The sequence below is a fragment of the Bartonella sp. B39 genome (genome assembly GCF_053795145.1).
In genome coordinates this window covers 431,960-456,966 of record NZ_CP200036.1, presented here as the reverse complement: position 1 = coordinate 456,966, position 25,007 = coordinate 431,960, and the positions used below count along the sequence as shown (strand labels likewise).

Here is a 25,007-nt window from a genome sequence, read left to right as displayed (position 1 = left end):
ATACAAATAAGTTTTGCTGTTTATTCTCTTAAAATCCATACTTAAATAAAATATAAAAAAGACAGAAAATTATTTTCAATAAATTATTTATTTTACAATGTTTATTTTATATTATTCAATATTTTCCTATTGTATACTATCTATATTGATATATTAGTCTCTTATATTTTATCTAACAATCATACAAAATGATTCCATAAAATTATTATAAGATACTCAATATTTCATTACACATGTAAAAGCTGAACATACTGATTGCTCAGTTTCCTCAAGTAATTTTTCGACACGAAGCAAATCAGGCTCTCCAACACACCTCAACAAAAGATCACTTAATCCAGGTGGCATATCATGAGATTTGATGGAAGCATTTAAGCAAAGCCGTATAATTTGGCTTAAATTTGTATAGAGTCTATAGGCATGGTGTAAATCAGAAATAAACGACTGATTAAGAAAACTGTTTGGTAACTGGGCTAAAATATCCGCTGTAGTCGCCCCAATTTGAAATACAATCACATGCGTAATAAGAGCGAATTGGGCAATAAACTCTAAGTCCATGATACCACCAGGCATTGTTTTCAAATCCCATCGATTCTCCGGGGGTTTTTCTTTTGCAATCAAAGTACGCATTTCACATACTGCTTTCGCCACATCCTTCTTATTACGAGGAAAAGAAATAATCTCACACACTTCTTTTTCTAACTTTTGTAAAAAATCAGGATCCCCTGCAATGCCCCGTGCCCGTGTTAAAGCTAGATGTTCCCATATCCACGCTTCTTTGCGATAATATTTTTTAAAAAATTGAAAAGAAACAGCAACAGGCCCTTTATTTCCTAATGGTCGCAATCTTAAATCAACAGCATAAAGAATACCTTGGCTTGTTAGAGTAGATAAAGCTGCAACCAAACGCTGTGTCAAACGGGTATAATATTGAGGGATATAGAGAGGTTTTTCTCCATCAGATATTTCTGCATCCTCATCATGTTCATAAAGCAAAATAAGATCAACATCTGAACCAGCCGTTAATTCATGGCTTCCAAGCTTTCCCATACCCAGTATTCCAACACGTCCTCCTTTAATACTTCCATGAAGACTTGAAAATTCTTTTTGAACCGCAGCAAATGTTTTTGCAATCATAATATCAGCAAGTGCGGTAAACGCAAAACCTGCTCTTTCTCCCGTAATTGCACCATTTAAAATTCGAATACCAATCAAAAAACGTTGCTCATCAGCAAAAACCCTTAAGTGATCCAGAATTTCTTCATAAGAAGTTATACCTTTAAGAAAACACTCAAGCCGTTTTTCTAGATAAGTTTTCGTTGGTAATTCTGAAAAAATAGTTGGATCTAACATTCCGTCAAAAACATGTGGTTTACGTGTAATAATTTCCGCAAGACGTGGAGCAGCTCCCATGATAAGCACCAACATATCCAAAAGAGAGGGATTAGATTGTAATAAGCTAAAAAGCTGAATTCCTGAAGGTAAACCTTGTAAAAAACTATCAAAACATAACATCACTTCATCAGCCCGTTTTGTCGCACCAAAAGCTTTCAAAAGAGCTGGGGTTAATTCCGTTAATCTCTCACGCGCCTCTGCAGATTGCGTTGCTTTATAACGCCCACAATGAAGTGTGCGCATAATACGACAAATATCACTTGCTCTTTCAAAACCTAAACGACTTAACGTTATTAATGTCTCTGGATCATCTTCTTCTCCTGTAAAAACTAAATTGCCAATTTCTAAACCAAGCTCTTGTTCATTCTCAAACAGCGCCGCATAATGTTTTTCAACGACTCGGAGTGTTTTTAACAAATCACGGATAAAGCTTCTTCTCTCTTGATAACCCATCAAATATGCGACACTGGTAAATTGCAAAACATCATTTGGAAGAAGATGCGTTTGTTCATCTGCAAGCATCTGAATACGGTGTTCCACATTTCGTAAAAAAGCATAACTTTTTACAAGACTATTTCTTGTTTTCTCACTGATCCAACCAAGCGTTTGAAGTTCTGTTAGCATTGCAACTGTCTGACGTCCACGTAATTGAGGAAAGCGCCCACCAGCAATAAGTTGTTGTGTCTGGACGAAAAACTCAATCTCACGAATACCTCCCCGTCCCAACTTTACATTATGACCATAAGCAGCAATTTGACCATAATTTTTATACGCATGGATTTGACGTTTGATCGAATGAATATCAGCAATCGCAGCATAATCTAAATATTTCCGCCACACATAAGGAAAAATCTCTTTGAGAAAGTTGAATCCTGCTCTTTTATCGCCAGCGACTGGACGTGCTTTAATCATAGCAGCTCTTTCCCAATTTTGCCCACGTCCCTCATAATAACGCAACGCAGTCCTTACCGGTAAAGCCAAAGGAGTTGAACTTGGATCTGGTCGAAGCCGAAAATCAAGACGGAAAACATATCCCTCCGCAGTACGTTCTTGAATGATACGGATTAATCGACGTACCATTTTAGAGAATACATCGATACTTTCAGAAAGATTCCCAATATGCGGTGATGTCTCATCAATGAAAACAATAAGATCAATATCAGAAGAATAATTAAGTTCTCCTGCTCCTAATTTTCCCATTCCTAAAATGATTAAACCACTGTCTTTTTCTGGATCATCACGACTCGATAAACTTATCTTACCGTGATCATGTGCTTCTCTCAAAAGAAAACGGAGAGCTACGCCTAATATCACTTCGCCCAAACGCGTCAACCAAGCGCATGAAATTTCGTAAGTAAAAACACCACTCAAATCAGCTAAAGCGATGAGAATATGTGCTTCCCGTTTTTTGTGTCTTAAAGCCGCCATCAATGACGTTTCATGCATAGATTCATTCTTATCAATAAGTGCAATATCATCTATAATTTCGCTCAGTCTTGTTTCTATATCAATATTCAATAAGGGACTGAGATAGGATGGATTAGCGATTAAAACCTCACGTAAAAAAGGCGATAAGGTCATGACCGCACTTATGAAATCAATTTGTTTTCCCTTGTCTGAAATATAAGAAACAAGCGGTTCTAAATTTTCTTTCCTCGCTTGTTCTTCCATGTCTTTTAACCATTGAGAACCACTCTCATCAAGGGGACATAAAGGGAGAAGCTGTGTTTTTAAAAAAGCATTTTTCATCTGCACTCCCTTGAAAGGCGTTTTGCCCTTTTTCTATGCATTATGCTACAAAGAAAAATAGTCATCGGTATTAAAATCAAATAATGAATTAAGGCTAAATTCAAGGAAATAATAAAACAGCCCTAAGCCCTGGATTTGCATTTTCAAGCAATAATTCTCCCCCGTGCAATTTCATAACAGCTTTTGCTATACTTAACCCAATACCAAAACCTGGCTGTGTACGACTTTCTTCAAGGCGAACAAATCGTTCTGTTACTTTTTCACGTTTATCTACTGCAATTCCTGGACCATTATCGCTAACGACAACCAACAAATGTTCACCACGATATTCCATCGATAAGCAAATTTCTGCCTTCCTTCCATCTTTGGGCGCATATTTAATCGCATTATCAATAAGGTTAAAAATTGATTGTGCAATAAGCTCACGATTCAACTTGAGCTCTTTATCAAATGTATCTCCTAATCGAAGCAGAATACCCGATTCTTCAGCAAAAGGTTCATAAAGCTCAACGGCATCTTCAAGGATCAGTTTCACATTCATAACCTCAAGATGCTCAATTGCCTTGCTGGCTTCAATGCGTGAAATCATTAAAATAGCATTAAAAGTGCGAATAAGTTGATCTGATTCAGCAATAACGCCATCGAGTGCCTGTCGATATTCAAACTCTGTCTTTTGCCCCGAAAGTGCTTCTTCAGCACGATTTCTAAGACGCGTCAGCGGTGTTTTAAGATCATGAGCAATGTTATCCGAGACTTGACGCAAACCAATATTTAATTCTTCAATGCGATCTAACATAACATTAAGATTAGCAGACAAGCGATCAAATTCATCCCCTACCCCAGAAACAGGTAAACGCCCACTAAAATCTCCATCCATCAAGCGCTGTGATGCAGCCGTCACATGGTCAATCCTTTGCAATGCACGCCTACCAACGAAAAACCATATAAGTAAAGCACCACCAACCATTGCTGCAAGAGCAATCATGACTGCTTTACGAATAACTGCTGCAAAACGTTCTGGTTCATCCAAATCCCGCCCCACAAGAATCTTCATAGCATTGGGTAAATCAACAATAATTGCCAAAGCATGATGTTTACTTGTTTTTCCATGTTCTCCAAAACGTGAATACAAAAAAGAATTCGAATGAAAACCATTTTGATTCAAAATACCTAATTCAATACGCGCAACATTGCCCGCTAAAATACGCCCCATAGGATCAGTAACAAGATAAAGAAAAGCTCCTGGTTGTCGTGAACGATAATCAATCGTGCGTATCAATAAAGGTAATCCACCGTAGTTATAAGCATTTTCGATACGTTTTAACTCTTCACGCAAAGCCTGTTCGGTTTGTTCGGTTAACAATGAAATAGAAAATGCCGTTATATAAATAGAAAGCCCTGTTGCAACTAACCCAAACAGTAAAATATAAAGTGCTGAAAGTCTTAGCGCAGTTGTGCGCATTATATTGATCAAACGATTCATCTTTTTTTATCTGGTGCTTTCAACATGTAACCAGCTCCACGCACTGTATGAAGAAGTGGGACATCAAAATCTTTTTCAATTTTTGCTCTTAAACGGGATATATGAACGTCAATGACATTTGTTTGTGGATCAAAGTGGTAATCCCAAACATTTTCTAAAAGCATAGTGCGTGTGACAACCTGCCCAGTATACCGCATTAAATATTCAAGTAAACGAAACTCTCGTGGTTGCAATACGATATTTCTATCACCCCGTTTCACTGTATGTGCTAGCCTATCAAGTTCAAGATTGCCTACGTAATAAACAGTTTCTGCTTCTTTAGGATTTTTCCTCCGTTGCAATACTTCAACACGAGCAAGAAGCTCAGAAAAAGCATAAGGCTTTGTTAAATAATCATCACCCCCTGCACGTAAACCCATCACGCGATCATTCACTTGCCCTAAAGCTGAAAGGATAAGAACTGGTGTTTCGTTGCCTTTAGAACGTAATTCAGTAATAATAGAGAGACCATCACGATGCAAAAGCATCCGATCAACAACCATAACGTCATAATTTTCCGTTTCGGCTAGAACATATCCCGTATCCCCATCATACGCAACATCAACTGAGTGCCCTGCTTCCCCAAAAGCTTTTTCGAGATAACGCCCCGTCTCATGATCATCTTCGATAACGAGTATCTTCATAAAACGCATCTCCGTTATTTTATTAAATCGTGTTGTAGGATAGAAGTCTACAAAACTCCTATCCTACCATTAAAAAGATATTATTTTTTGAAAACCGGCAGAGGAACAAAACGATTTTGATCCTTTGTTCGCACTTGTAGGAGTATCGCTGGCCGCCCTAGCTTTTGCGCATTTTTGATTGCATCAGTAATATCAGAGGCCTTTTTAATAGATTTATTATTTACTGTCACAATCACATCACCTGGTTGTATTCCTTTATCCGCAGCATCTGAATCTGAATCTACATCAGTGACAACCAATCCTAAACCATCATCAGAAGGCGCTACAATCAAACCATAATCTTCTAATGTTTCATCTGAATCACTGCGTTGATCTGAATATTTTGAACCCTCTTGCTTACCTACATTTTCAGGCATTGAAGCAAGTTTAACCTTTATATTTTCCTCTTTACTCGTTCTCCAGACACCCAACGTCACCGTCTCTCCTGGACTCATACTTGCAATACGCTTCGCTAAATCACGAACATCATTAACTTTTTCACTATTCACTGAAATAATCACATCACCTGCCTTAATACCAGCTTTTTCTGCTGGTCCCTTTGACGGATCAGCTACTAAAGCGCCTTTAGCCTCTTTCAAACCTACAGAGTCAGCAATATCTTTCGTTACAGGCTGAATCTGCACCCCCAACCAACCACGCTGAACTGAACCTTTTTCGATAAGTTGTTTTACAACCTGTTTGGCTGTCGCTGCCGGAATAGCAAAAGCAATCCCAACATTTCCTCCAGAAGGAGAAAAAATTGCTGTATTAACCCCAACAACCTTTCCATTAAGATCAAAAGTTGGACCGCCAGAATTTCCTCGATTAACAGCAGCATCAATTTGAATAAAATCATCATAAATATCAGCGCCAATCTCACGGCCACGTGCAGAAACAATACCTGCTGTTACAGTTCCACCAAGACCAAATGGATTACCGATAGCAACAACCCAATCACCAACACGCAGCTTTAAATCATCACCAAAATCAACATAGGGGAATTTTCTTTTTTCATCTACCTTCAAGACTGCAAGGTCGGTTCGCTTATCCGTTCCAATGAGCTTTGCATTCACTTCTGTACCATCGTCAAGAACCACAGTGTAACTTGTGCCATCAGAAATTACGTGATCATTAGTTACGATATAACCATCAGATGAAATAAAAAAACCCGATCCAAAAGCTATAGGACGAAACCTATGCGAACGTGTCAAAGGCTTATTTTTAGACCTATCACGATCATAAAATTCTTCAAAAAACCTTTTTAACGGATGCTGATCTGGCAATTGGTCAAGCCCTGGACCACTAAAAAATTCACTAAAAAACCGATCTTTTCTCCTTTTATTGCTCTTCACTTGCACTGAAACAACAGCAGGTTTTACTTGAGAAACAATATTTGCAAATCCCTGCTGTTGCCCTAACGAAGTAGATACGGAATTTGCACGAACCTCTGTCGTCCATAAGCTTGATCCACTTCCACTAAAAAACAATGCAGTTTCTAAGACAACAGAAAAACTTACTGCCGCTAATGTTGTGAAGAAAGTTTTTTTAACCATTTGGTATATACTCCTATTCAGTCATATTTTTTATCCAGATTCCGATCACTTATAAAACACTAGACATTACCGTTTTCTGTCTAAATTATTAAAGTTTTGTAAGATTTAAGGTCACAATAATGCATAATTATCAATAAAGCTGAGTGACTCATTTCAACGACCTCATTTTTCTTTATGTAATATCTCTTTTAACCCAACGGTATTTTGGACTGTTTTTTTATCAGTATTTAAAGTAATTATTTTTTCGTATCTGTACCGTCTTATCCGGAAAAAGATGGTGCTTGCGCTCATGATGATAATGATAAAAGGCGATAACCATAAAAAACACGTTGTTTTATTAAATGGTGGTTTCAAGAGAATAAATACACCATATCGCTCAACAAGAAAATCAATCACCTGCTGATTGCTCTCCCCCATTTTCAGTCTTTTGCGGATCAAAAGCCGTAAATCACGTGCTAGTGAAGTATCTGAATCATCAATTGTTTGATTTTGGCAAACTGGACAACGCAAATATGATGAAATCTCACGTGCACGCGATTCCAAAGCTTTATCCTGTAAAATTTCATCTGGCTCCACGGCTATCGCTAACGACAGAGAAAAAAAAGCAATAAAAAAAAGTAAAGCCAAAAACAGTCCATTTTTCATCTCAATGCCTTTTCAACAAATTTAAAGCAGGAGGCTATACGTCGATGCAACTCAATACGGAACCAATACCCAAAAAGAGAAAGACATCCGCCCATAGCCATCATCAAAGCCCCTAACCAAACACAAATCACGTAAGGCTTCCACCATATATGCACAACAAGCCCCTGATCATCTATATGTCCTGGCACAATATATAACTGAGATAAACCATGATTTTGAATACCAACTTCCGTTGTTGAGGTATTTTGGCTTGAATAGAACCGCTTTGAAGCTATTACATTGCGCACAGCATTTTTATTTTCATATATTGTAAAATGAAACTCCATTGCAGAATAATTCAGGCCAGCGCCATCGCGCACTTCATCCAAATGAAGAGTTTTACCCGCTATCGTTACCATATCTCCTATATGCATGGTTAGAATACGTTCTTGTGTGAAAGTTGCAACACAAGTAATACCAAGTAATGTCACACCTAACCCCATATGCGCCATTGCAGCACCAAAAGCGGACCATGGTAATCCAATAAATCTCTTGACCCTCACTGACAAAGCCATCTTTCGATGACCACTCTTTCCCCAAAGATCAGCTAAACTGGCTACAAAAACAAAAGCTGAAAGCCCCACTCCTAAAGCTGCAAAAATATCGCGAAAAGATGTTGCATAAAATGTTATAAAAAAAACTGCACAAACTAATGCAAAAACAAACCATAACCGCTCAAAAACTGCGAAAAAATCACCGCGTTTCCATGCTATCATTGATCCAAACGGAACCAACAGCAACAATAACACCATTAAAGGCCCACAAGTAAGGTTAAAAAAAGCAGCACCTACAGAAATTCTTTGTCCAGTGAATGACTCAATAAAGTAAGGGTAGAGTGTACCAATTAATACTGTCGCTGTTATTGTTGTAAGCAACAAATTATTTAAAACAATAAAACCTTCACGCGAAATTGGCTGAAATAATCTCCCTGTTTTGAAAACAGGTATGCGCAATCCAAAGAGAAGAAAAGCTCCCCCCGTGAAACAGAATAGAAGTGCAAGAATTGCTTGCCCTCGTGCTGGATCAACAGCAAAACTATGAATAGATGTTAAAAGGCCCGAACGAACAAGAAAAGTTCCCATAAGAGAAAGAGAAAAAGTTAGAAGTGCTAAAAATAAAGTCCAACTTTTCAATGTTTCCCGCTTTTCAAGAACAAGAGCAGAATGCAAAAGGGCTGTACCTGAAAGCCAAGGCATAAATGAAACATTTTCAACTGGATCCCAAAACCAATACCCTCCCCATCCCAACTCATAATAAGCCCAATAGGATCCAACCGTAATACCCAATGTTAAAAAGCACCAAGAAAGGAGAAGCCAGGGACGAACCCAACGCGCCCAAACCCTATCAACATGTCCCATAATCAATGCTGCTATTGCAAAAGAAAAACAAAGCGAAAAACCAACATAGCCTAAATAAAGAAGTGGTGGATGAATTGCTAATGCGATATCTTGTAAAAGAGGATTGAGATCATTTCCCTGCAATGCCGGTGGATTAACACGTAAAAACGGGTTGGACATAAAAAGAATAAACAAAAGAAAAGCGCTTGTAATCCAACTTTGGCATATTAAAATGAGTGCTTTAAACTGTTCTGGCAAATGTTGACTAAACAACGCCATCAATGCACTAAAAAAAGCGAGACTTAAAACCCATAACAACATGGACCCCTCGTGATTCCCCCAAACCCCCGTGATTTTATATAGCATGGGTTTTTCCGAATGAGAATTCTCAACAACATTCAAAACAGAAAAATCAGATACGATATAGGCATGAACAATAATCAAAAAAGATAAGAGTAATAATGCAAAAGTAATATATGTTAGGGGAACTACCGTTTGCATCAACGAACGCTCTTTCCACCAAACACCTAAAGCAGGCAAAAATGCTCCTAATAAACTCACTGCAAAGGCTGCAACTAAAAAAATATGACCCAGTTCAACGAGCACGATCGAATTATTTCTCCACACTTTTATGTTTGTTCAAGCGATCAGCTGTTTCTTTAGACATATAAGTTTCATCATGTTTTGCCAAAACGCGCTTACCAATAAACAGCCCCCGTTTATCGAAATACCCTTCCACGATAACTCCCTGTCCTTCACGAAAAAGATCGGGTAAAATACCATCAAAAATAACTTTTTCGTGTCTTGCATTATCCGTTACAAAAAAAGTAACTTTCATCTTCCCAAGATATTGAACCGTTCCTTTCTCAACAAAACCTCCTAAACGCAAAGGGCGCCCCATTAGAATATCTTCTTTTGTAATTTCAGATGGCATTCGAAAAAAACTGACTGTATTGCGCATTGCATACATAATAAGACTTATCGCAATTCCCACGACGAAAAAGCATAAGAAAATCATTAGTAATCGGTTTTTTTTTCGCTGCTTTAAAATAACCTTCAATGAAGGAGGTTTCTCGAAAGATTGACTGTTCATAGATACTCTACGAAAAATACTTTTATAAATGCGCTGTATAAACATTCATTCATTATTCTTGTGCTTTATCTTTAGTCAGAGCTTCGCACATCTTGTATACGGGTGCAACTTCTTATCCAATATCTCTCTTCCCCGAGTGATGATCTCCTGATTTTAATACTCTTAAACTGTCCATACTCACTTTCTGAGTATTCTATTTGGATAAATCACGGAACTGAATTATCTTCGCTTCAATGCGCAATCGCCCTACAAAATCCTTAGGCATTTTATCAAGAAAATTTTCTAAAAACTGTACTGCCTGTGCATACTTACCCTCTTGGCTAAGTGCTTCAGCGAGTAATAAACGAGGATAAAAGTCTTGTGGCGCTAAATCCGCTGCTTTTTGGAAAGCATTTTGTGCTTCTTGCGTAATCATTCCGCCCTCATAACCAACCAATGCCAACCCATATCCAACAAGCCTTGGAGCCGTTTCCCCATTCAAGCGAAGCGCATCTAAATACATATTCACTGCATCCTGAAATTGACCTTCCTCGAGGTATCCTACTGCCAACGCATCCGCTAGCTTGCCATCATGAGGTGCACGAAAGAAAAGGACTTGTAGACGAACGAGTTGTTCACGCTTACTAAGCGTCTTTGGATCCTTATCCATTAACGCACTAAAAAAATAACTTTTAACTTCTGGATTTCCTGTTAAAGCGTAAATGCTCCATGTCATAAGAAAAACAAACAAAATACTAAGAATTTTAATAGTTCGCATAGTTTTACAACGCTTGTAAGACTTATCAGATTCAACAAAACACGTACAACTTCTGTAAATATTAGTAGCTGAAATGCTCTTGTTTTGAAAAAATTTACAGTTAAAATGTAACGAGAAAAAAAGAGAAATCGTCAACAAAATAAAAAAAATGCAACCAAAATTAACAATAGCATATCACTTTGGTACCAACACAAGAATTAAAAAGCATAATCAATTATCCTACCTCTCTCATTCGTTAGAACATTGATGTAAAATGATAGAACACTATTTTTTCACATATGAAATTATGAATTTTATCATAAATTTTTCTAAAAAGCTTATTTTTCTATTCTCATTTATAGACAGATAGATACGGATTCAAAATCCTGAAATCATTCCCTACTTCATGTATTATACGCACAAACATTACTTCCTTCCTACAAATTTTAATATATACATGCCCTGCATAGAAATAAAATATGTTCATTTCTTTGGTAATACAATTTTTGCATATAACCCACCTAAGTTAGAACGCGATAATAAAAGACTTCCACCGTATTCGTTGACCATATCTGAAACAATCGCTAACCCTAAACCTGTCCCCGGCTTACTTTCGTCAAGCCGATGCCCCCTTTTTAATGCTTCATCAATTTGTTCTTCTGTTAAACCAGAACCATCATCTTCTATGAGGATACTAAAACATTCTGCTTCTTCAACATTTTCCTCTAACTGACAGGAGATTAGAACTTTTGTAAGAGCCCACTGAGCAGCATTCTCAATCAAATTTCCTACAATTTCCTCTAAATCTTCTCTTTCACCAGAAAAAACAATATCATTAACATCCATAACAAATTTAAACTGTTTTTCAGGGTTAAGCTTTTCCATAACCCGCACCAAACGATCAATCACTGTGCGAACTGATGTGTGATAAACAACACTGTCGCATTGTGCGGCAATCCGAGCACGCTGTAAATAATGATTTATTTGGTCCTGCATTATTTGCGTTTGCTCTTTCAATAAAAGAGCCTGTTCTCCACACATCTTATCAATCTCATTCACAATCACTGACAAAGGTGTCTTCAATGAATGTGCAAGATTACCAACCTGTGTGCGAAACCGTTCAATAATACGCTGATTATTATTGATGAGAGCATTCATCTCTTGTGCTAACGGCATAACTTCGCTTACTAAATCCGTATTCACGTAATTAACCCTGCCTTCACGAATATCACTCAACGCTTGTCGGATAAGTTTCAACGGTTGAAAACTAAAGAACATAATAGCAATGTTAATAAGAACGCTCCCTATACCAAAACTCCACAAAAAAATTTGTAAAGTCCGCTTAAATTCCTGCACTTGTGCATGTGCTTCATCGATATTCCCAACAAGGCGAAAACGCGCAACATGATTTTGATTATCAAGAACAACATCACTCTCAATCACTTGCAGATTCTGACCATTTTTTCCCGTTATCCGGTAAGAACGAAAAAATTTGTTGTCAAAAGGTATATCGACATCGCTGGGTGAAAATATTCTCTCAGTTCCTAATGATGGAGATGTCAGTCTTCCTTGTAGATTAGATGATACAGAAACGACTTCCCAATACCATCCCGATGTTGGATCTAAATAGCGAATATCATCAATTCCAAAACTTCCTTTCAAGTTCCCATCAGGTGTTACAGTCACTGTTGCAATAAGACTGTACAGTTGAGTAGACAGGATACGCTCTAGATTTTCTTCACTTGAACGCCGATAAAATAAAATACTGACTGCAGAAATCAATGAAAGCGAAATAACAACCCATAATGTTGATAAAATCATAACACGCAAGCTGAGAGATCTAACAATTAGAGAAATCATTCCCCTAAGCGAGCCCTTATTTTTTAGAACTCTCATTGATCACCTAGCTTTTTCACTCTATAGCCTAATCCACGAATAGTCTCAATTAAATCCACCCCAAGCTTTTTACGTAACCGTCCTACAAAAACTTCAACCGTATTCGAATCTTTGTCAAAGTTCTGATCATAAAGATGTTCGGTAAGCTCCATCCTTGAAACCACCCTATCGCAATGGTGCATGAGATACGAAAGAAGCCTGAATTCATATGATGTCAATTTAATCAACTGACCATTAACAAAAACACGAGACGTTTTAGTATCCAATAAAACCTCTCCGCAGTGTAACGTGCTCGTTGCATGGCCTGCAGCTCGACGAATTAACGCCCGCAACCGCGCCATCACTTCCTCTAAATGAAATGGCTTAACAACATAATCATCAGCACCTGCATCAATGCCAAGTACCTTATCAGACCAGCGATCTCGCGCTGTTAGCACTAAAACAGGCATTGAATACCCTTCTTTGCGCCATTTTTCAATAATACGAATCCCATCTAGACGTGGCAAACCAATATCGAGAATCACCGCATCATAAGACTCTGTGCTTCCTAAAAAGTAAGCCTCTTCACCATCAAAAGCGCTATCTGAAACATATCCCGCATTTTTCACAGCTTCTGCTAATTGATGATTGAGATTTCTATCATCTTCAACAATTAAAATACGCATCACGATATCTGCTAAATACTAATCTAGAGGAACAGAAACTTCAACACGGCGCAACTTTTCACCCCCATGGGCAGGCACAATGACCACAACCTCACACATATTTCTTCCATCCTGAATAATGGGGATTGAACGTACTAACACCCCACTTTTTTGGACAGCCACTTTCTTACCCATTTCGGCGCAATCAGCAGCAAGAACAGAATCTGCTCCCAAAAGAACCACTGTCATTATAAATAAAAAAGATTTTTTTATCATAAATATTTTATAATCTACTGTAGATGAATATAAAATGAATAATGTTTTTGTCCATTCAAAAATCACGCAGGAACAATACATGATCTCTATGCAACAAAATAACGCGTGGATGTTCCCTCGAGCTTTAATGGTTTTAAAATAAAATCTTCTTAAAGATCACATCAAAAATTGGAAAAGAAAATCTACAAGGACTTAATTGTCGTAATTCCAAAATAAATTCTTTCTCTGTTGACACTATAGCAAAAAACTCTTTTCACTCCATATAATCATGAGAGATTTGTTTCGTCCTATCATTTTGTTACAGGCTCTCTTTTAAATGTTTCATTTTTTTAAAAAAAAGAAAGCACAAAATAATAAGCCATTTCGTAGTCCTGCACTCATTGAATTAGATGCATGGTTAGACACTGCACTTTATCGCATCCGCTCTACCAACAGTTTCTTCTGGAACGAGGCAAAAATAGCTTCACAGTGTTTTCATATACAAGGGTGGAAACGATTTATTGTCGAATTTCTTGATGAAACAATGACATTAGGATTAATTGCTTTTACTCTCTTCACCATAAATGGTATTTCTGTTTTTGAATTAACTAAAAAAGACTGGTTTTCTCCTAAGAAGTTTTCCATCCTTTTTCTAGATCGGTACGGAAATCCCATCGGTCACCGTGGTGCATCACCAGCTGCATCTGTTCCTGTTGAAGAGATGCCCGATTATCTTATTAAAGCTGTTCTTGCGACAGAAGACCGCCGTTTTTTCGATCACTGGGGCATTGATTTGCATGGTCTCACGCGGGCAATCTCAAAAAACATGCAAGCTAAAAATGTGGTTCAAGGCGGTTCGACCCTTACACAACAATTGGCTAAAAATTTGTTTTTAACAAATGAAAGAACCATAACACGCAAAATAAAAGAAGCTTATCTTGCCCTTTGGCTCGAAGCAAATTTTAGCAAAAAACAGATTTTGCAACTTTATCTTGATCGCGCATATATGGGAGGAAATAATTTTGGTATCGCAGCAGCTGCAAAATTTTATTTTGGTAAAAATATACGCAATATATCCCTTAGCGAATCCGCTATGTTAGCAGGACTGTTCAAAGCCCCAAGCAAATATGCTCCTCATAATAACCTGCTTGCCGCTCAAACACGTGCCAATGTGGTCCTTTCTAACCTTGTTGATGGCGGATTTATAACTGAGAGCCAAATTATCAACGCCCATCGCCATCCTGCCATCGCTCTGAAAAAAATAAAAAATAGTCAGCCTGATTATTTTCTTGATTGGGTCTTCGACGAAGTCAAAAAAATGAGTGACCAGCTTCCAAGCCATAGTTTGATCATTCAAACTACCCTTGATCCAGATATTCAAAAAGCTGCAGAGGAATCCGTCGCCTATCATTTACACCAATACGGCCAACAATACCGCGTAACACAAGCTGCTACAGTCATACTCGATAATAACGGAGCTGTGCGTGCAATTGTTGGAGGATTGGATTATAGTAAAAGCCAATTTAACAGAGCAACACAAGGAGGAAGACAGCCTGGTTCTTCATTCAAACCTTATGTTTACGCAGCCACAATGGAACGTGGTCTATCTCCCTCAACAATAGTCTTAGATGCCCCCATCAATTGGGGAGGTTGGTCGCCCAAAAATAATTCCGGTCGTTATCTTGGTAAAATCGATTTAGCAACTGCTTTAGCCTTTTCTATCAATACAGTGCCTGTCTATCTTACCTATCAATATCTTAACCGCGATACCCAACCCATCATAGATCTGATCAAAAATATGGGAATTTATGCGCATATTTTATCACACAAAACTATGGTTCTAGGCACATCCAATATGACACCCATGGATCAAGCGACCGGTTTTAATGTCTTTGCTAATGGGGGTATAGCTGGAAATCGCCATGGTTTCACACAAATCAGCACACCAGATGGGCATGTGGTGTGGGACTTCGAGCATGACGGGAATAAACCACACCGGGTCCTCAGCGGACAATCAGCAGCTTATATGAACCAAATGATGGTTGGTGTCACAACACGAGGATCTGGTAAACGTGCCGCGCTACCCATGACTCTTGTTGCCGGAAAAACTGGAACATCACAATCCTATCGCGATGCATGGTTTGTTGGCTTCACCGGTAATTATACGGGAGCTGTATGGATGGGTAATGATAATTTTTCACCGATGAATCGCGCTTTTGGTGGTGGTGTTCCTGCCATGATCTGGCACCGTATCATGCTCTCTGCACACCAAAATATCATGCTCAAACAGCTCTATGGTGTCGAAAACTCTCTCTTCCCTTATCAGCCACCACCCTTCTCTTCCCGTAGTGATTTTGAGCCTACACTCCAAATACCCCATACGCTCTCCCGCGAAATATTAAATATTGTGCAACTGATTAACAAAGATTTAAAAAAGACATCTGCAATCTCTTTGAAATTGAAAGCACTTGGAGCTTTAACACATTGAATTCAAAATATTCTAGAATGTTTGTTAACATTGTCATTCCCTTTTTCATCTTTACTTTTTCCATTTTTTTTGGAACACTCAGTGTTGATTATGGACTCAATTCCTTTAACAATTTAGGACGTTTTACAATTGGTGAATGGAGTGCTTACCCAGAAGCAGGAACCGCCAAAACTGACCCATATACCCGCGCACGCACTGCCAAAAGAGGCGAAATTTCAATTGGGCGTACAGAAGGGCTTATTTTTCAACTTTGGAAAGATAACCATGGGCGTCCACTACGCTCCCATTGCCATTATTTGCTCAAAGGACACATCCCTGAAACACGTCTCTTTACCCTTTATACAGCTGAAAAATCTCTCAAACCTTATACTTCATCCAAGGAAATACCCTTCAAACTTTATACCGATAACATTACCTATGAAAGTGATGGCTCTTTGCGCATAAACATCGCACCTACACCACAAATTGGCAATTGGCTTGCAACAGGCAATCAAAAAGAATTCGGACTTATTCTTACTTTGTACGATACGTCAATTATCTCTGCAACGGCATTACAAAAGCTTACGATGCCCTCTGTAGAACAAATTCCAACAGGACAAAAAAACTGTGACTAGATTTATTCACGCCGCACTTCTTGCAAGCATTGGTGCTATCATTGTTCATGTTTGCATTTTATTTCTAACGCCCTATTGGGCACAAAATAATATATGGAAACAGCTTAAAAAATCTGGAGATCCTTATCAATTTGTTAACTTGGATGCCCACAATCCTATTCAGCAGACTACTGATCCCTTTTTTCTTCTTAAAGTCTGTAGATTTAATCTCGAAAATGGCCCTGTTCACTTAAAGGCTTTAAAGACAACCCAATTTTGGTCACTCGCTGCCTACACACACGAGGGAATTATTTTCTACAATCTTAATGACCGGACAGCCCCTGATACGACACTCGATCTTATCATTGGGAAACCTATACAAATCATAGAACTCAAAAAGTCAAAGTCTACAAGAAATACAAATTCAGTTTTAATCGCTCAAAATTTGAATGAAGGTTTTGCACTGTTACGCGTTTTTGCCCCTTCTTTACTTGCAAAGAAAGAAAGCGAAGCCTTCTTTTCATCTGTCACCTGTAGCATATTCAATGGATGAAAATTACACCGCTTTCTGTCTATACAACAGCTCTATTTTTCAAGAGAGGGTAAAAGCGTGCCCAAATAGTCATATTCAAACACAATCAGCTAAATATGAGAATGAGAATGCAATCCTTATTGCAACTTTAAATCACCTGATTTTTTCTTAAGATAAAAATCATTAAAAATGATCCGTGCAACGCTCTTGTTTTGAAGCAGTCATCTGCTTACAGAATTATATATAATGAATAAATATATTGATAAAAACTATGAAATAAAGACGATCTGTGTCGCACTTAGATTGTATTGTGCTGGATAGGTAATATAACTTCAAGCAGAAGGCAATATAAAAGTAAGAGCCCTAATTTTGGATAAACACACGCATCGCAAAGCTTGCGAGTTGAGTTTATTTTTATGTCGTTACAATCATTTCTCATAAAATTTAATCAATCTATAAAGGTGTTATCAGTTACCGAAATGAATTGGTGAGAGTAACCATTGGAAATTGATGGGAGATAGAGCATCCTTGACCTTAAAAATAAGTGCTTTACTTTTGTCATATGACTGGAAGCTTTCTGTGAGATAGGAAATCTGAGGAGAGTTTTGCTTATGGTTCATAGTTGAGGGGAAAGAGATTCATGAAGAAGATATACGTTCGGTTAGTCTCGAGGGCAGCAGTATGGTCCCCCCGTTTTGGCGGATTAGCGTTCTTTATTTTGTTATTTTCAATGTTTTTACAGCGCTTTTCTGTGATTGACGTAACTGACTTTATATTGTTAATAATCATTTCTGCTTGTTGTGTCGCTGTTTCTCTTTTTCTTGCTGTAAAAGCACTTCATAGCTTATGGGTGTATGGTGCTCTGGGTGGAATGAAAGCTTTAAGAGGTATCATTTATTCTTTGGTAACAGCCACACCATTGGTATTATTCTTTGGATTTTGGTTTTCTTTTCCAGCTCTTCATGATATTTCTACTGATACACAGAACCCACCAGCTTTTTTTCGCACGACACGTCCCAGCGATGCTTTACCGCTTAAGAACGTTTTAACCAAACAAGCAACTGTACAGATGTCATCATGGCCGGAAATGTCAGGACGTCGTTATGATGGTTCACCTGAGCGTATTCGCAAATCCGTTCTCAGTGTTTTAGCAGCTTATGATTGGCCTGTTGTAGCGCAACGAGAGTTTCAAGGTAAAGAGGATACACTGTATATTGAAACAATGGCAAAAACTTTTTACCTTGGCTTTATTTCAGATATTGTTATTCGTTTAACTGATGAAGGGGATACAACTTTTGTTGATATGCGTTCTGCTTCGCGTTATTTGCCAAGAGATTTGGGAACGAATGCTGCTTTTATTATCGATTTTATGGATGCACTTGATACAGAAGTCGCTTCTCTCCCTCTTTCTCAAGATGATGAGTAAAACTTCAAAACGTAGTAAGTTACATTTAGTAAATCAACTCATTTAAAAATAAATTTTGAGACGTGCAAAAACGAACAAATCGATTATCATCTCTCACCGACTATAAGTAATTTACGTGTTCTTGACTGCTCTAAAGCAACTTATAGCCTCTTTTTAGCGCATCACACGTAAATAAAATATCTGAATTCAAATTCTAAACTTAAATACCATACTTGATTTACGCATATTTTTATGCTCAAAAATCTCATCATAAGGGTAGGAAAGAAGACTTCTCTAATAAGGAAATTAAGCATTCCATACAGATTTATTTTTCTAATGAAAACAGAAAATCATATCTCCATCAAGATAGAGAAATATATTTATCTAATCTGATGTAATCTCACATAGTTATAGAAAAAATTAACAATAAAAACACATTTATCATCGGTGATAAGATTTTACAGAGTTTTCTAAAACTGTAAGCATTAAATATTCGAAAAAAATAGTACAGTACACACAAATTCACCGATAATTGTCACAATAAATTATGATTGTGGTTTTGTAAACAAAACACATAATAATATAATGAAAAACTAATATATAATATATTTAAATGAAATATAAATAATAAAAAAATGATAAAAATAATAACTTAAATATATTAAGCATTACTTAATAATATTTTTCCAATTGTAATCGTAATATCTATACATTAATACAAATAAAAATATTGAATACAATACATAAACAATAATACCAATTAATAGCGTAAATAATACTATTACTAATATACACGACAAACATCATAAATGATAATTTTCATTATAACATATAAAAAATATTTTTATATAAAATAAATTCAAAAATTTCATCTACTTTACCAATGATCGCATATAGATATACACATACATAGCAATATAATATAATACAAATAATAAATTTAACTCAAATAAATCTAATTTTATATTTTTTAAAATTTCTGCTTTTAAAAACATAAGAGAAAATTTAAAAAAATAAACAATTGTCAAAACAAACGCGAGTTTAACACTATTTAAAATGTCTATCATAATAAATTTAAAAATAAAATATATATTAATATAAATGCAGATATCCCTGATGGTTTTATGTATAGCTGCGATCATTTAATTTTAGTACATTTATTAACCAACAACTATAGCAATATTGACTTCATAGATATCTTTCTAAATATTGTCTATAAATTAGAATCAGCATATCGCCTTTGCCGGTTGAGGCACTTAGTGGAGTTATCTTCGCCAAGTGGATTACATTAGAAATTTGAGTGCGTATTTACATCCATGTTTTAGTTTTACCCCTGCCTGCTTTGCGCCACTGGCAAATGGGGAAATTATTTATGCATATTGAAAATATGTTGATACAATTCACGCTTTTTCAACGAAAACCTCTATGTAAAAAAATAAAATTTACAAGATAAATACAATGGGTATTTATAACAATTTTAATTTTATACGATATATAATAAATAATTATTAAAAACATCTTATATATAATGAAAAAATTCATTATATAAAATAATATAGTTATTAATAATATTTCTTTTTTTACCTTTAAATCATTACATTTAATCATATTATATAGTATAAACAAAAATCCAAATATAATCGTTGTCACTAAGGATTCAATAAAGATAAATATAATAAAAAATAAAATATCTATTATAATAAATATACTTGAAATCAGTTGTATCTATAGCTTTTAAGTTATGTTTACAATACTACTGATCTCAGAAACATCTTTCCAGCTATTTTCTAACAAATTAGAAACAGCATTCCTTCGCTTTACCGATATAGCATTTGATCCAATTTATCTACCAAAGCATCCCTAGATCCTAATATTGCGCCTCTTACTACTTCATCGGCAAAGACAGAACCTATGGCTTGCTCCCGTGACAGAATATACCATTTCTCTACTTAATCCTCTTCCTACGAGATCATTTATGTTTGTTTCATAGAGATAACTACCTTTATTATCCCCTTCATAGTGAAGAAAATCTATTATATTACTCTATAAATTTGAACTAAACATTTTATCTATTTAAAATAATACATTATAATAACAGATTCTAAATATACCATCATGTATTTAAAATAATTGTCAAAGACAGTTTTTAAGAAAAAAATAAATTTATTTATAAATAATTAATATATTATTATATAAAAAATTATAAAAATTACATTTACATTGTTGATGAGTTCAAGCTTATTTTCATTGTTTTGTACACAGGTATTAAACAACTCTACTTGTTATCAGGAGATTATTAATCGCATCTTACCTTTTCAGCGTGCAGTAAATCTTTAGTCTATCGTTGCCCTTACGATAGTTATTATTTTGTTTTTCTTAGGTGATAGAAAGCACCTAGTCATGAAATCAATCAAAAAACTACGAAAAAGCTTAAAGTAGAAAAATAAACAAAATTCAAAAAATATAAGATTTTCAGAATCTAAGATCTTTGAACTTATAATTTATAAATTGGTGTAATTCATCAAAAACTGGCTGGGGTACCTGGATTCGAACCAGGGAATGCCGGTACCAAAAACCGGTGCCTTACCGCTTGGCTATACCCCAAAAGAAAAACACGCTCACAATTATTTTTTGCACCTTATAGCGATTCCCGTGATTATGCGCAATATCTGAAAATCAAAGCTTTTACTTTTTTATCATAAATTTTTTGTTAGGATTGCTTTGACGTAAAACTTGTAACAAAAACTCATATTGGCCTATAAAGTTAACACAAGTAACAGCTCTTAATCTATCATTTATTTTGCATTTTTCGTATTCTGCTATTTTATTTATTCATTTTAAGGCAGTATAAAATGGAGATTTTATGCCTTACTGTAATGTGTTTATAGATTACCATGGATCACATGTTTCCTTCATATACTCAAATCCAAACATTTAAATGAGATAGGAGAATAAACAGGCTTTGTGTGTTGATGATTTTTTTCTTTTAATCATATTATCGATCTTTAGCTGTTCAATATACAATAATGCACTGCCTCTTACTTATAGATTAAATGAATAATGCATAACAAACATAAATTAGCTTATCATGAATAAGTGCATTTAAGATCAATGTCTGCAAACTATCAGGTGCCATTGATCTTATATAAAATTTCAAAGTCTATGCAAAAATCAATAATATCTGAAAAAATAATCGCTAACACTCTTTTACAAACACTATGATAAAGCGGTGTATACTCATAAATAGAACAGGAAAAATTGTGTAAACATCGAAGATACTTTTATGATATTTATAGAGATATTTTGGGAAACAAAAAAATATCTTATAACTATCCAAATTCACCTTTCTAGCTCTTAATGAAGCGGTACACCATTCTTAAATAAGATAATGATATTTTTTATTAGTTCATAGACGGAAAAAACTCTTTAAAAGCAGGATGCTATAAATCAATGGTATTTTGATTAATTAAGCGCATATATCTAGAAATACCTTTATAAAGAACGATCATTAAAATTAATTTAACGCAAGTGGGTATTCAACATTTGCTTTTAAATTCTGTAAATGGCAAATTGGATTTGTGAAGTAAACTTAACAATTAGAATCGAGGAGATTTTAAATGGCTTTTGAATTGGCCCCGTTGCCTTATGATTATGATGCTCTTTCGCCTTATATGTCACGCGAAACACTTGAATATCATCATGATAAGCATCACCTCGCTTATCTTACCAACACCAATAATTTTGTGAAAGATTTAGGCTTAGAAAATGAAAGCCTTGAAAATATTGTTAAAAAAAGTTTTGGAAAAAATATTGGGTTGTTTAATAATGCAGCGCAGTATTACAATCACAACCATTTTTGGCTTTGGATGAAAAAAAACGGTGGTGGTCAAAAACTTCCTGAAAAGTTAGCAAAAGCTATTGATGCTGATCTAGGTGGTTATGACAAATTCCGCGCTGATTTTATTGCTACTGCCGTCGCACAATTTGGCTCCGGATGGGCATGGGTTGCTGTTAAAAATGGGAAGCTTGAAATTATGAAAACGCCTAATGGTGAAAACCCTTTAGTTCACGATGCTCAACCTATTTTGGGTGTCGATGTATGGGAACATTCTTATTACATTGATTATCGTAATGCGCGCCCAAAATATCTTGAATCCTTTGTAGATCGTTTAATTAACTGGGACTATGTTTTGAAACTTTATGAAGACTGTGAATTTTAAGTGTAGTTTTCTATTTTTTATTAAGGCTCCAAAATCGCATAAGCGATTGGAGCCTTTCAAAAAAATAAAGATGTTTTAATTAATAACAGTTTTTTTCGCTATTTTTAGAATATAAGCGTAGATATATGCAACTTCTTCTAGCTTTGAAAAACGTCCAGCTGCACCTGCATGACCTGAGTCCATATTAATACGCAATAAAATCGCATTATTGTCTGTTTTTAAGTCTCGTAATTTTGCCACCCATTTCGCAGGCTCCCAGTAAGTTACACGAGGATCCGTTAATCCTGCTATCACAAGCATAGGGGGATATTTTTGAGCTTTGACATTATCGTAGGGTGAATAGGAAGCAATAAACTTATAATCCTCTTCTGATTCAATAGGATTTCCCCATTCCGGCCATTCTGGGGGTGTAAGTGGCAATGAAGCATCTAACATAGTAGTTAAGACATCAACAAAAGGCACATTCGCCACGATTGCAGCAAAATCCTGTGGAGCTATATTGGCGATAGCACCCATCAACATTCCTCCTGCTGAGCCACCGTGAGCAATGAGTCGATCATGAGAAGTAAATTTATTGTTTACAAGGTGGCGCCCACAAGCAATAAAATCTGTAAATGTATTGTATTTAAAGAGGTGTTTTCCTTTCTCATACCATTCAACTCCCTTTTCTTTTCCTCCCCGAATATGAGCAATGGCATAAATAAAACCTCTGTTAACCAAAGAAAGTACATTGTTATTGAAACTAGCTGGAATGGAGATTCCATAAGCACCATAACCGTAAAGAAAACAGGGTGCACTACCATTAAGAGCTGTAGTTTTGTGATAAAAAAGTGAAATAGGGATTTTCTCACCATCGTCTGCTATTGCTGTAATACGCCGCGTTACATACTCATCTTTATTATGCCCAGAGGGAATTATTTGCGTCTTTAAAAGCGTTCGTTTGCGACTTCTCATCTCATAATCAAACACTTGATCAGGTGTTGTCATAGATGAATAAGAAAAACGAATGGTTGGACTGTTATATTCTGCAGCACCTTGTAAACCTAAAGAATAAGCCTCTTCAGTAAAAGCAATAGAATGAATTTTCTTAGTGGCACGCTCCATTACTTTTATACGAGGAAGCCCTTCAAAACGTTCCATCCAAATCAGAAAATCTTGATAAGCATCGTGGGATAGTATCAAACGTCCGAGCTGATGTGGCACAAATTCAGACCAATTTTCTGATTGTGGAGATGTGTATGGCGCTACCATAATTTTGAAATCTTTTGCATTATCTAGATTGGTCAGAATATAAAAGATATCACCGCCTTCTGTGAGTGAATATTCAATACCTTTTTGTCGCTTCCGCACACATTGGGGAGCAGTAAAAGGAGCTTCAGCAGGGATCAACCAGATCTCTGACGTTTCATGATCATGAATATTAATGTAAATAACGTCATTAAGCTTAGAACCACTTACGTGTAAAAAAAATCCTGGATTATCTTCACGAAAAATAAGCTTATCTTGCGATTGGTCTGTTTTTAATCGATGATAATAGAGCTCAGAAGGCCGGTGATTTTCATCCAACTTAGTGTAGAAAAAACCTTCAGATTTAGCATCCCATACGATTTGTCCGGATGTATCAGTGATTGTGTCCATACAGTCAGACAATGTTTCCAAATTACGAATTTTAGCTCTGTAGAATTCTGATCCTTTATCATCATAACTCCAGACAACATGTGTATGATCAGGAGATTCTTGAACTGAACCAAAATTAAAATATTCTTTACCTTCAGCCAAAGCATCACCATTAAGGTAAACGTTTTTTTCTCCGCCATTTCTTGGTGTACGAAAATAATGTGGTTGTTGACCTCCTGTAACATAAGTGAATCCGTAAGCAAAAGGACCATGTTTTATAGGAACAGAACTATCATTCTCTTGAATACGGCTTTTCATTTCAGTAAAAAGCAAATCCTGTAATAGCTTTGTATCAGCCATTTGAGCAGTTTGATAAGAATTTTCATTTTCAAGATGATGTCGGATATTTGCGTCAAGACAATTAGGGTCTTTAAAAACATCTTGCCAATTAGATGCACGTAGCCAATGATAGGGATCAATACGACAAATACCGTGATGTGTTTCTTTATGAGTGATTTTAGATGCTTTTGGGGGAATTACAGAAGAGCTGGTCATACACGGTCCTATGTTAAAAGATGTTGACAGTTTTGTTTATGTGTTAGAATCAT

The 25,007-nt window shown here is 36.1% G+C and carries 16 protein-coding genes, 1 tRNA gene and 1 pseudogene; 5 read left to right on the top strand and 13 right to left on the bottom strand.

What is annotated here, in order from left to right; genetic code table 11:
• Window positions 1-216: 216 nt before the first annotated feature.
• From V4P57_RS02005 to V4P57_RS01955, 11 genes and pseudogenes are all read right to left on the bottom strand, one after another.
• A complete protein-coding gene (locus tag V4P57_RS02005) occupies window positions 217-3,141 on the bottom strand; it encodes a bifunctional [glutamine synthetase] adenylyltransferase/[glutamine synthetase]-adenylyl-L-tyrosine phosphorylase (RefSeq protein ID WP_455466536.1) in 2,925 nt (974 codons plus the stop codon).
• 100 nt (window positions 3,142-3,241) lie between these two features.
• Entirely contained in the window at window positions 3,242-4,624 is a 1,383-nt protein-coding gene (locus V4P57_RS02000; protein ID WP_455466535.1) for a sensor histidine kinase, read from the bottom strand.
• A complete protein-coding gene (locus tag V4P57_RS01995; protein WP_455466534.1) occupies window positions 4,621-5,307 on the bottom strand; it encodes a winged helix-turn-helix domain-containing protein in 687 nt (228 codons plus the stop codon). Before V4P57_RS01995 ends, V4P57_RS02000 begins: the two co-directional genes overlap by 4 nt.
• 80 nt (window positions 5,308-5,387) lie before the next feature.
• Window positions 5,388-6,899, bottom strand: coding sequence for a Do family serine endopeptidase (locus V4P57_RS01990; RefSeq protein ID WP_455466533.1), 1,512 nt, complete (start codon window positions 6,897-6,899; stop codon window positions 5,388-5,390).
• A gap of 162 nt (window positions 6,900-7,061) precedes the next feature.
• On the bottom strand, window positions 7,062-7,544 hold the full coding sequence (locus V4P57_RS01985; protein ID WP_455466532.1) for a cytochrome c-type biogenesis protein: 483 nt from the start codon (window positions 7,542-7,544) through the stop codon (window positions 7,062-7,064).
• Window positions 7,541-9,526 (bottom strand): heme lyase CcmF/NrfE family subunit, encoded by a 1,986-nt coding sequence (locus V4P57_RS01980; protein ID WP_455466531.1) that lies wholly within the window; start codon window positions 9,524-9,526, stop codon window positions 7,541-7,543. Before V4P57_RS01980 ends, V4P57_RS01985 begins: the two co-directional genes overlap by 4 nt.
• Window positions 9,527-9,533: 7 nt before the next feature.
• The gene (gene ccmE / locus V4P57_RS01975) at window positions 9,534-10,013 is read right to left on the bottom strand and encodes a cytochrome c maturation protein CcmE (RefSeq protein WP_455466530.1); all 480 of its coding nucleotides are present in this window, start codon (window positions 10,011-10,013) and stop codon (window positions 9,534-9,536) included.
• A 193-nt stretch (window positions 10,014-10,206) separates the two neighbouring features.
• A pseudogene (locus tag V4P57_RS01970) lies at window positions 10,207-10,943 on the bottom strand (tetratricopeptide repeat protein).
• 289 nt (window positions 10,944-11,232) lie between these two features.
• Window positions 11,233-12,645 carry an ATP-binding protein gene (locus tag V4P57_RS01965; RefSeq protein ID WP_455466529.1) on the bottom strand — a complete coding sequence of 471 codons (1,413 nt, stop codon included), beginning with the start codon at window positions 12,643-12,645 and terminating at the stop codon, window positions 11,233-11,235.
• On the bottom strand, window positions 12,642-13,310 hold the full coding sequence (locus V4P57_RS01960; RefSeq protein ID WP_455466945.1) for a response regulator transcription factor: 669 nt from the start codon (window positions 13,308-13,310) through the stop codon (window positions 12,642-12,644). Before V4P57_RS01960 ends, V4P57_RS01965 begins: the two co-directional genes overlap by 4 nt.
• 18 nt (window positions 13,311-13,328) lie before the next feature.
• Window positions 13,329-13,565: a hypothetical protein gene (locus V4P57_RS01955; RefSeq protein ID WP_455466528.1), complete on the bottom strand. Its 237-nt coding sequence runs from the start codon at window positions 13,563-13,565 to the stop codon at window positions 13,329-13,331.
• A 316-nt stretch (window positions 13,566-13,881) separates the two neighbouring features.
• On the opposite strand from V4P57_RS01955, the gene V4P57_RS01950 reads away from it, so the two are divergent.
• The 4 genes from V4P57_RS01950 (at window position 13,882) to V4P57_RS01935 (ending at window position 18,583) form a co-directional block, all read left to right on the top strand.
• Window positions 13,882-16,032, top strand: a complete 2,151-nt coding sequence (locus tag V4P57_RS01950) for a transglycosylase domain-containing protein (protein ID WP_455466527.1) — start codon at window positions 13,882-13,884, stop codon at window positions 16,030-16,032.
• A 17-nt stretch (window positions 16,033-16,049) separates the two neighbouring features.
• Window positions 16,050-16,646, top strand: a complete 597-nt coding sequence (locus V4P57_RS01945) for a DUF1214 domain-containing protein (RefSeq protein ID WP_455466526.1) — start codon at window positions 16,050-16,052, stop codon at window positions 16,644-16,646.
• Entirely contained in the window at window positions 16,639-17,178 is a 540-nt protein-coding gene (locus tag V4P57_RS01940) for a DUF1254 domain-containing protein (RefSeq protein WP_455466525.1), read from the top strand. The genes V4P57_RS01945 and V4P57_RS01940 overlap by 8 nt, the downstream gene beginning before the upstream one ends.
• Before the next feature lie 619 nt (window positions 17,179-17,797).
• Entirely contained in the window at window positions 17,798-18,583 is a 786-nt protein-coding gene (locus V4P57_RS01935) for a DUF1499 domain-containing protein (RefSeq protein WP_455466524.1), read from the top strand.
• A 2,508-nt stretch (window positions 18,584-21,091) separates the two neighbouring features.
• Here V4P57_RS01935 and V4P57_RS01930 read toward each other — a convergent pair.
• A tRNA-Gln gene (locus V4P57_RS01930) sits at window positions 21,092-21,166 on the bottom strand.
• A gap of 1,013 nt (window positions 21,167-22,179) precedes the next feature.
• Here V4P57_RS01930 and V4P57_RS01925 point away from each other — a divergent pair.
• Window positions 22,180-22,782, top strand: coding sequence for a superoxide dismutase (locus tag V4P57_RS01925; protein ID WP_455466523.1), 603 nt, complete (start codon window positions 22,180-22,182; stop codon window positions 22,780-22,782).
• Window positions 22,783-22,857: 75 nt separating this feature from the next.
• On the opposite strand, the gene V4P57_RS01920 is transcribed toward V4P57_RS01925, so the two are convergent.
• A complete protein-coding gene (locus V4P57_RS01920; RefSeq protein ID WP_455466522.1) occupies window positions 22,858-24,954 on the bottom strand; it encodes a S9 family peptidase in 2,097 nt (698 codons plus the stop codon).
• Between the last annotated feature and the right edge of the window lie 53 nt (window positions 24,955-25,007).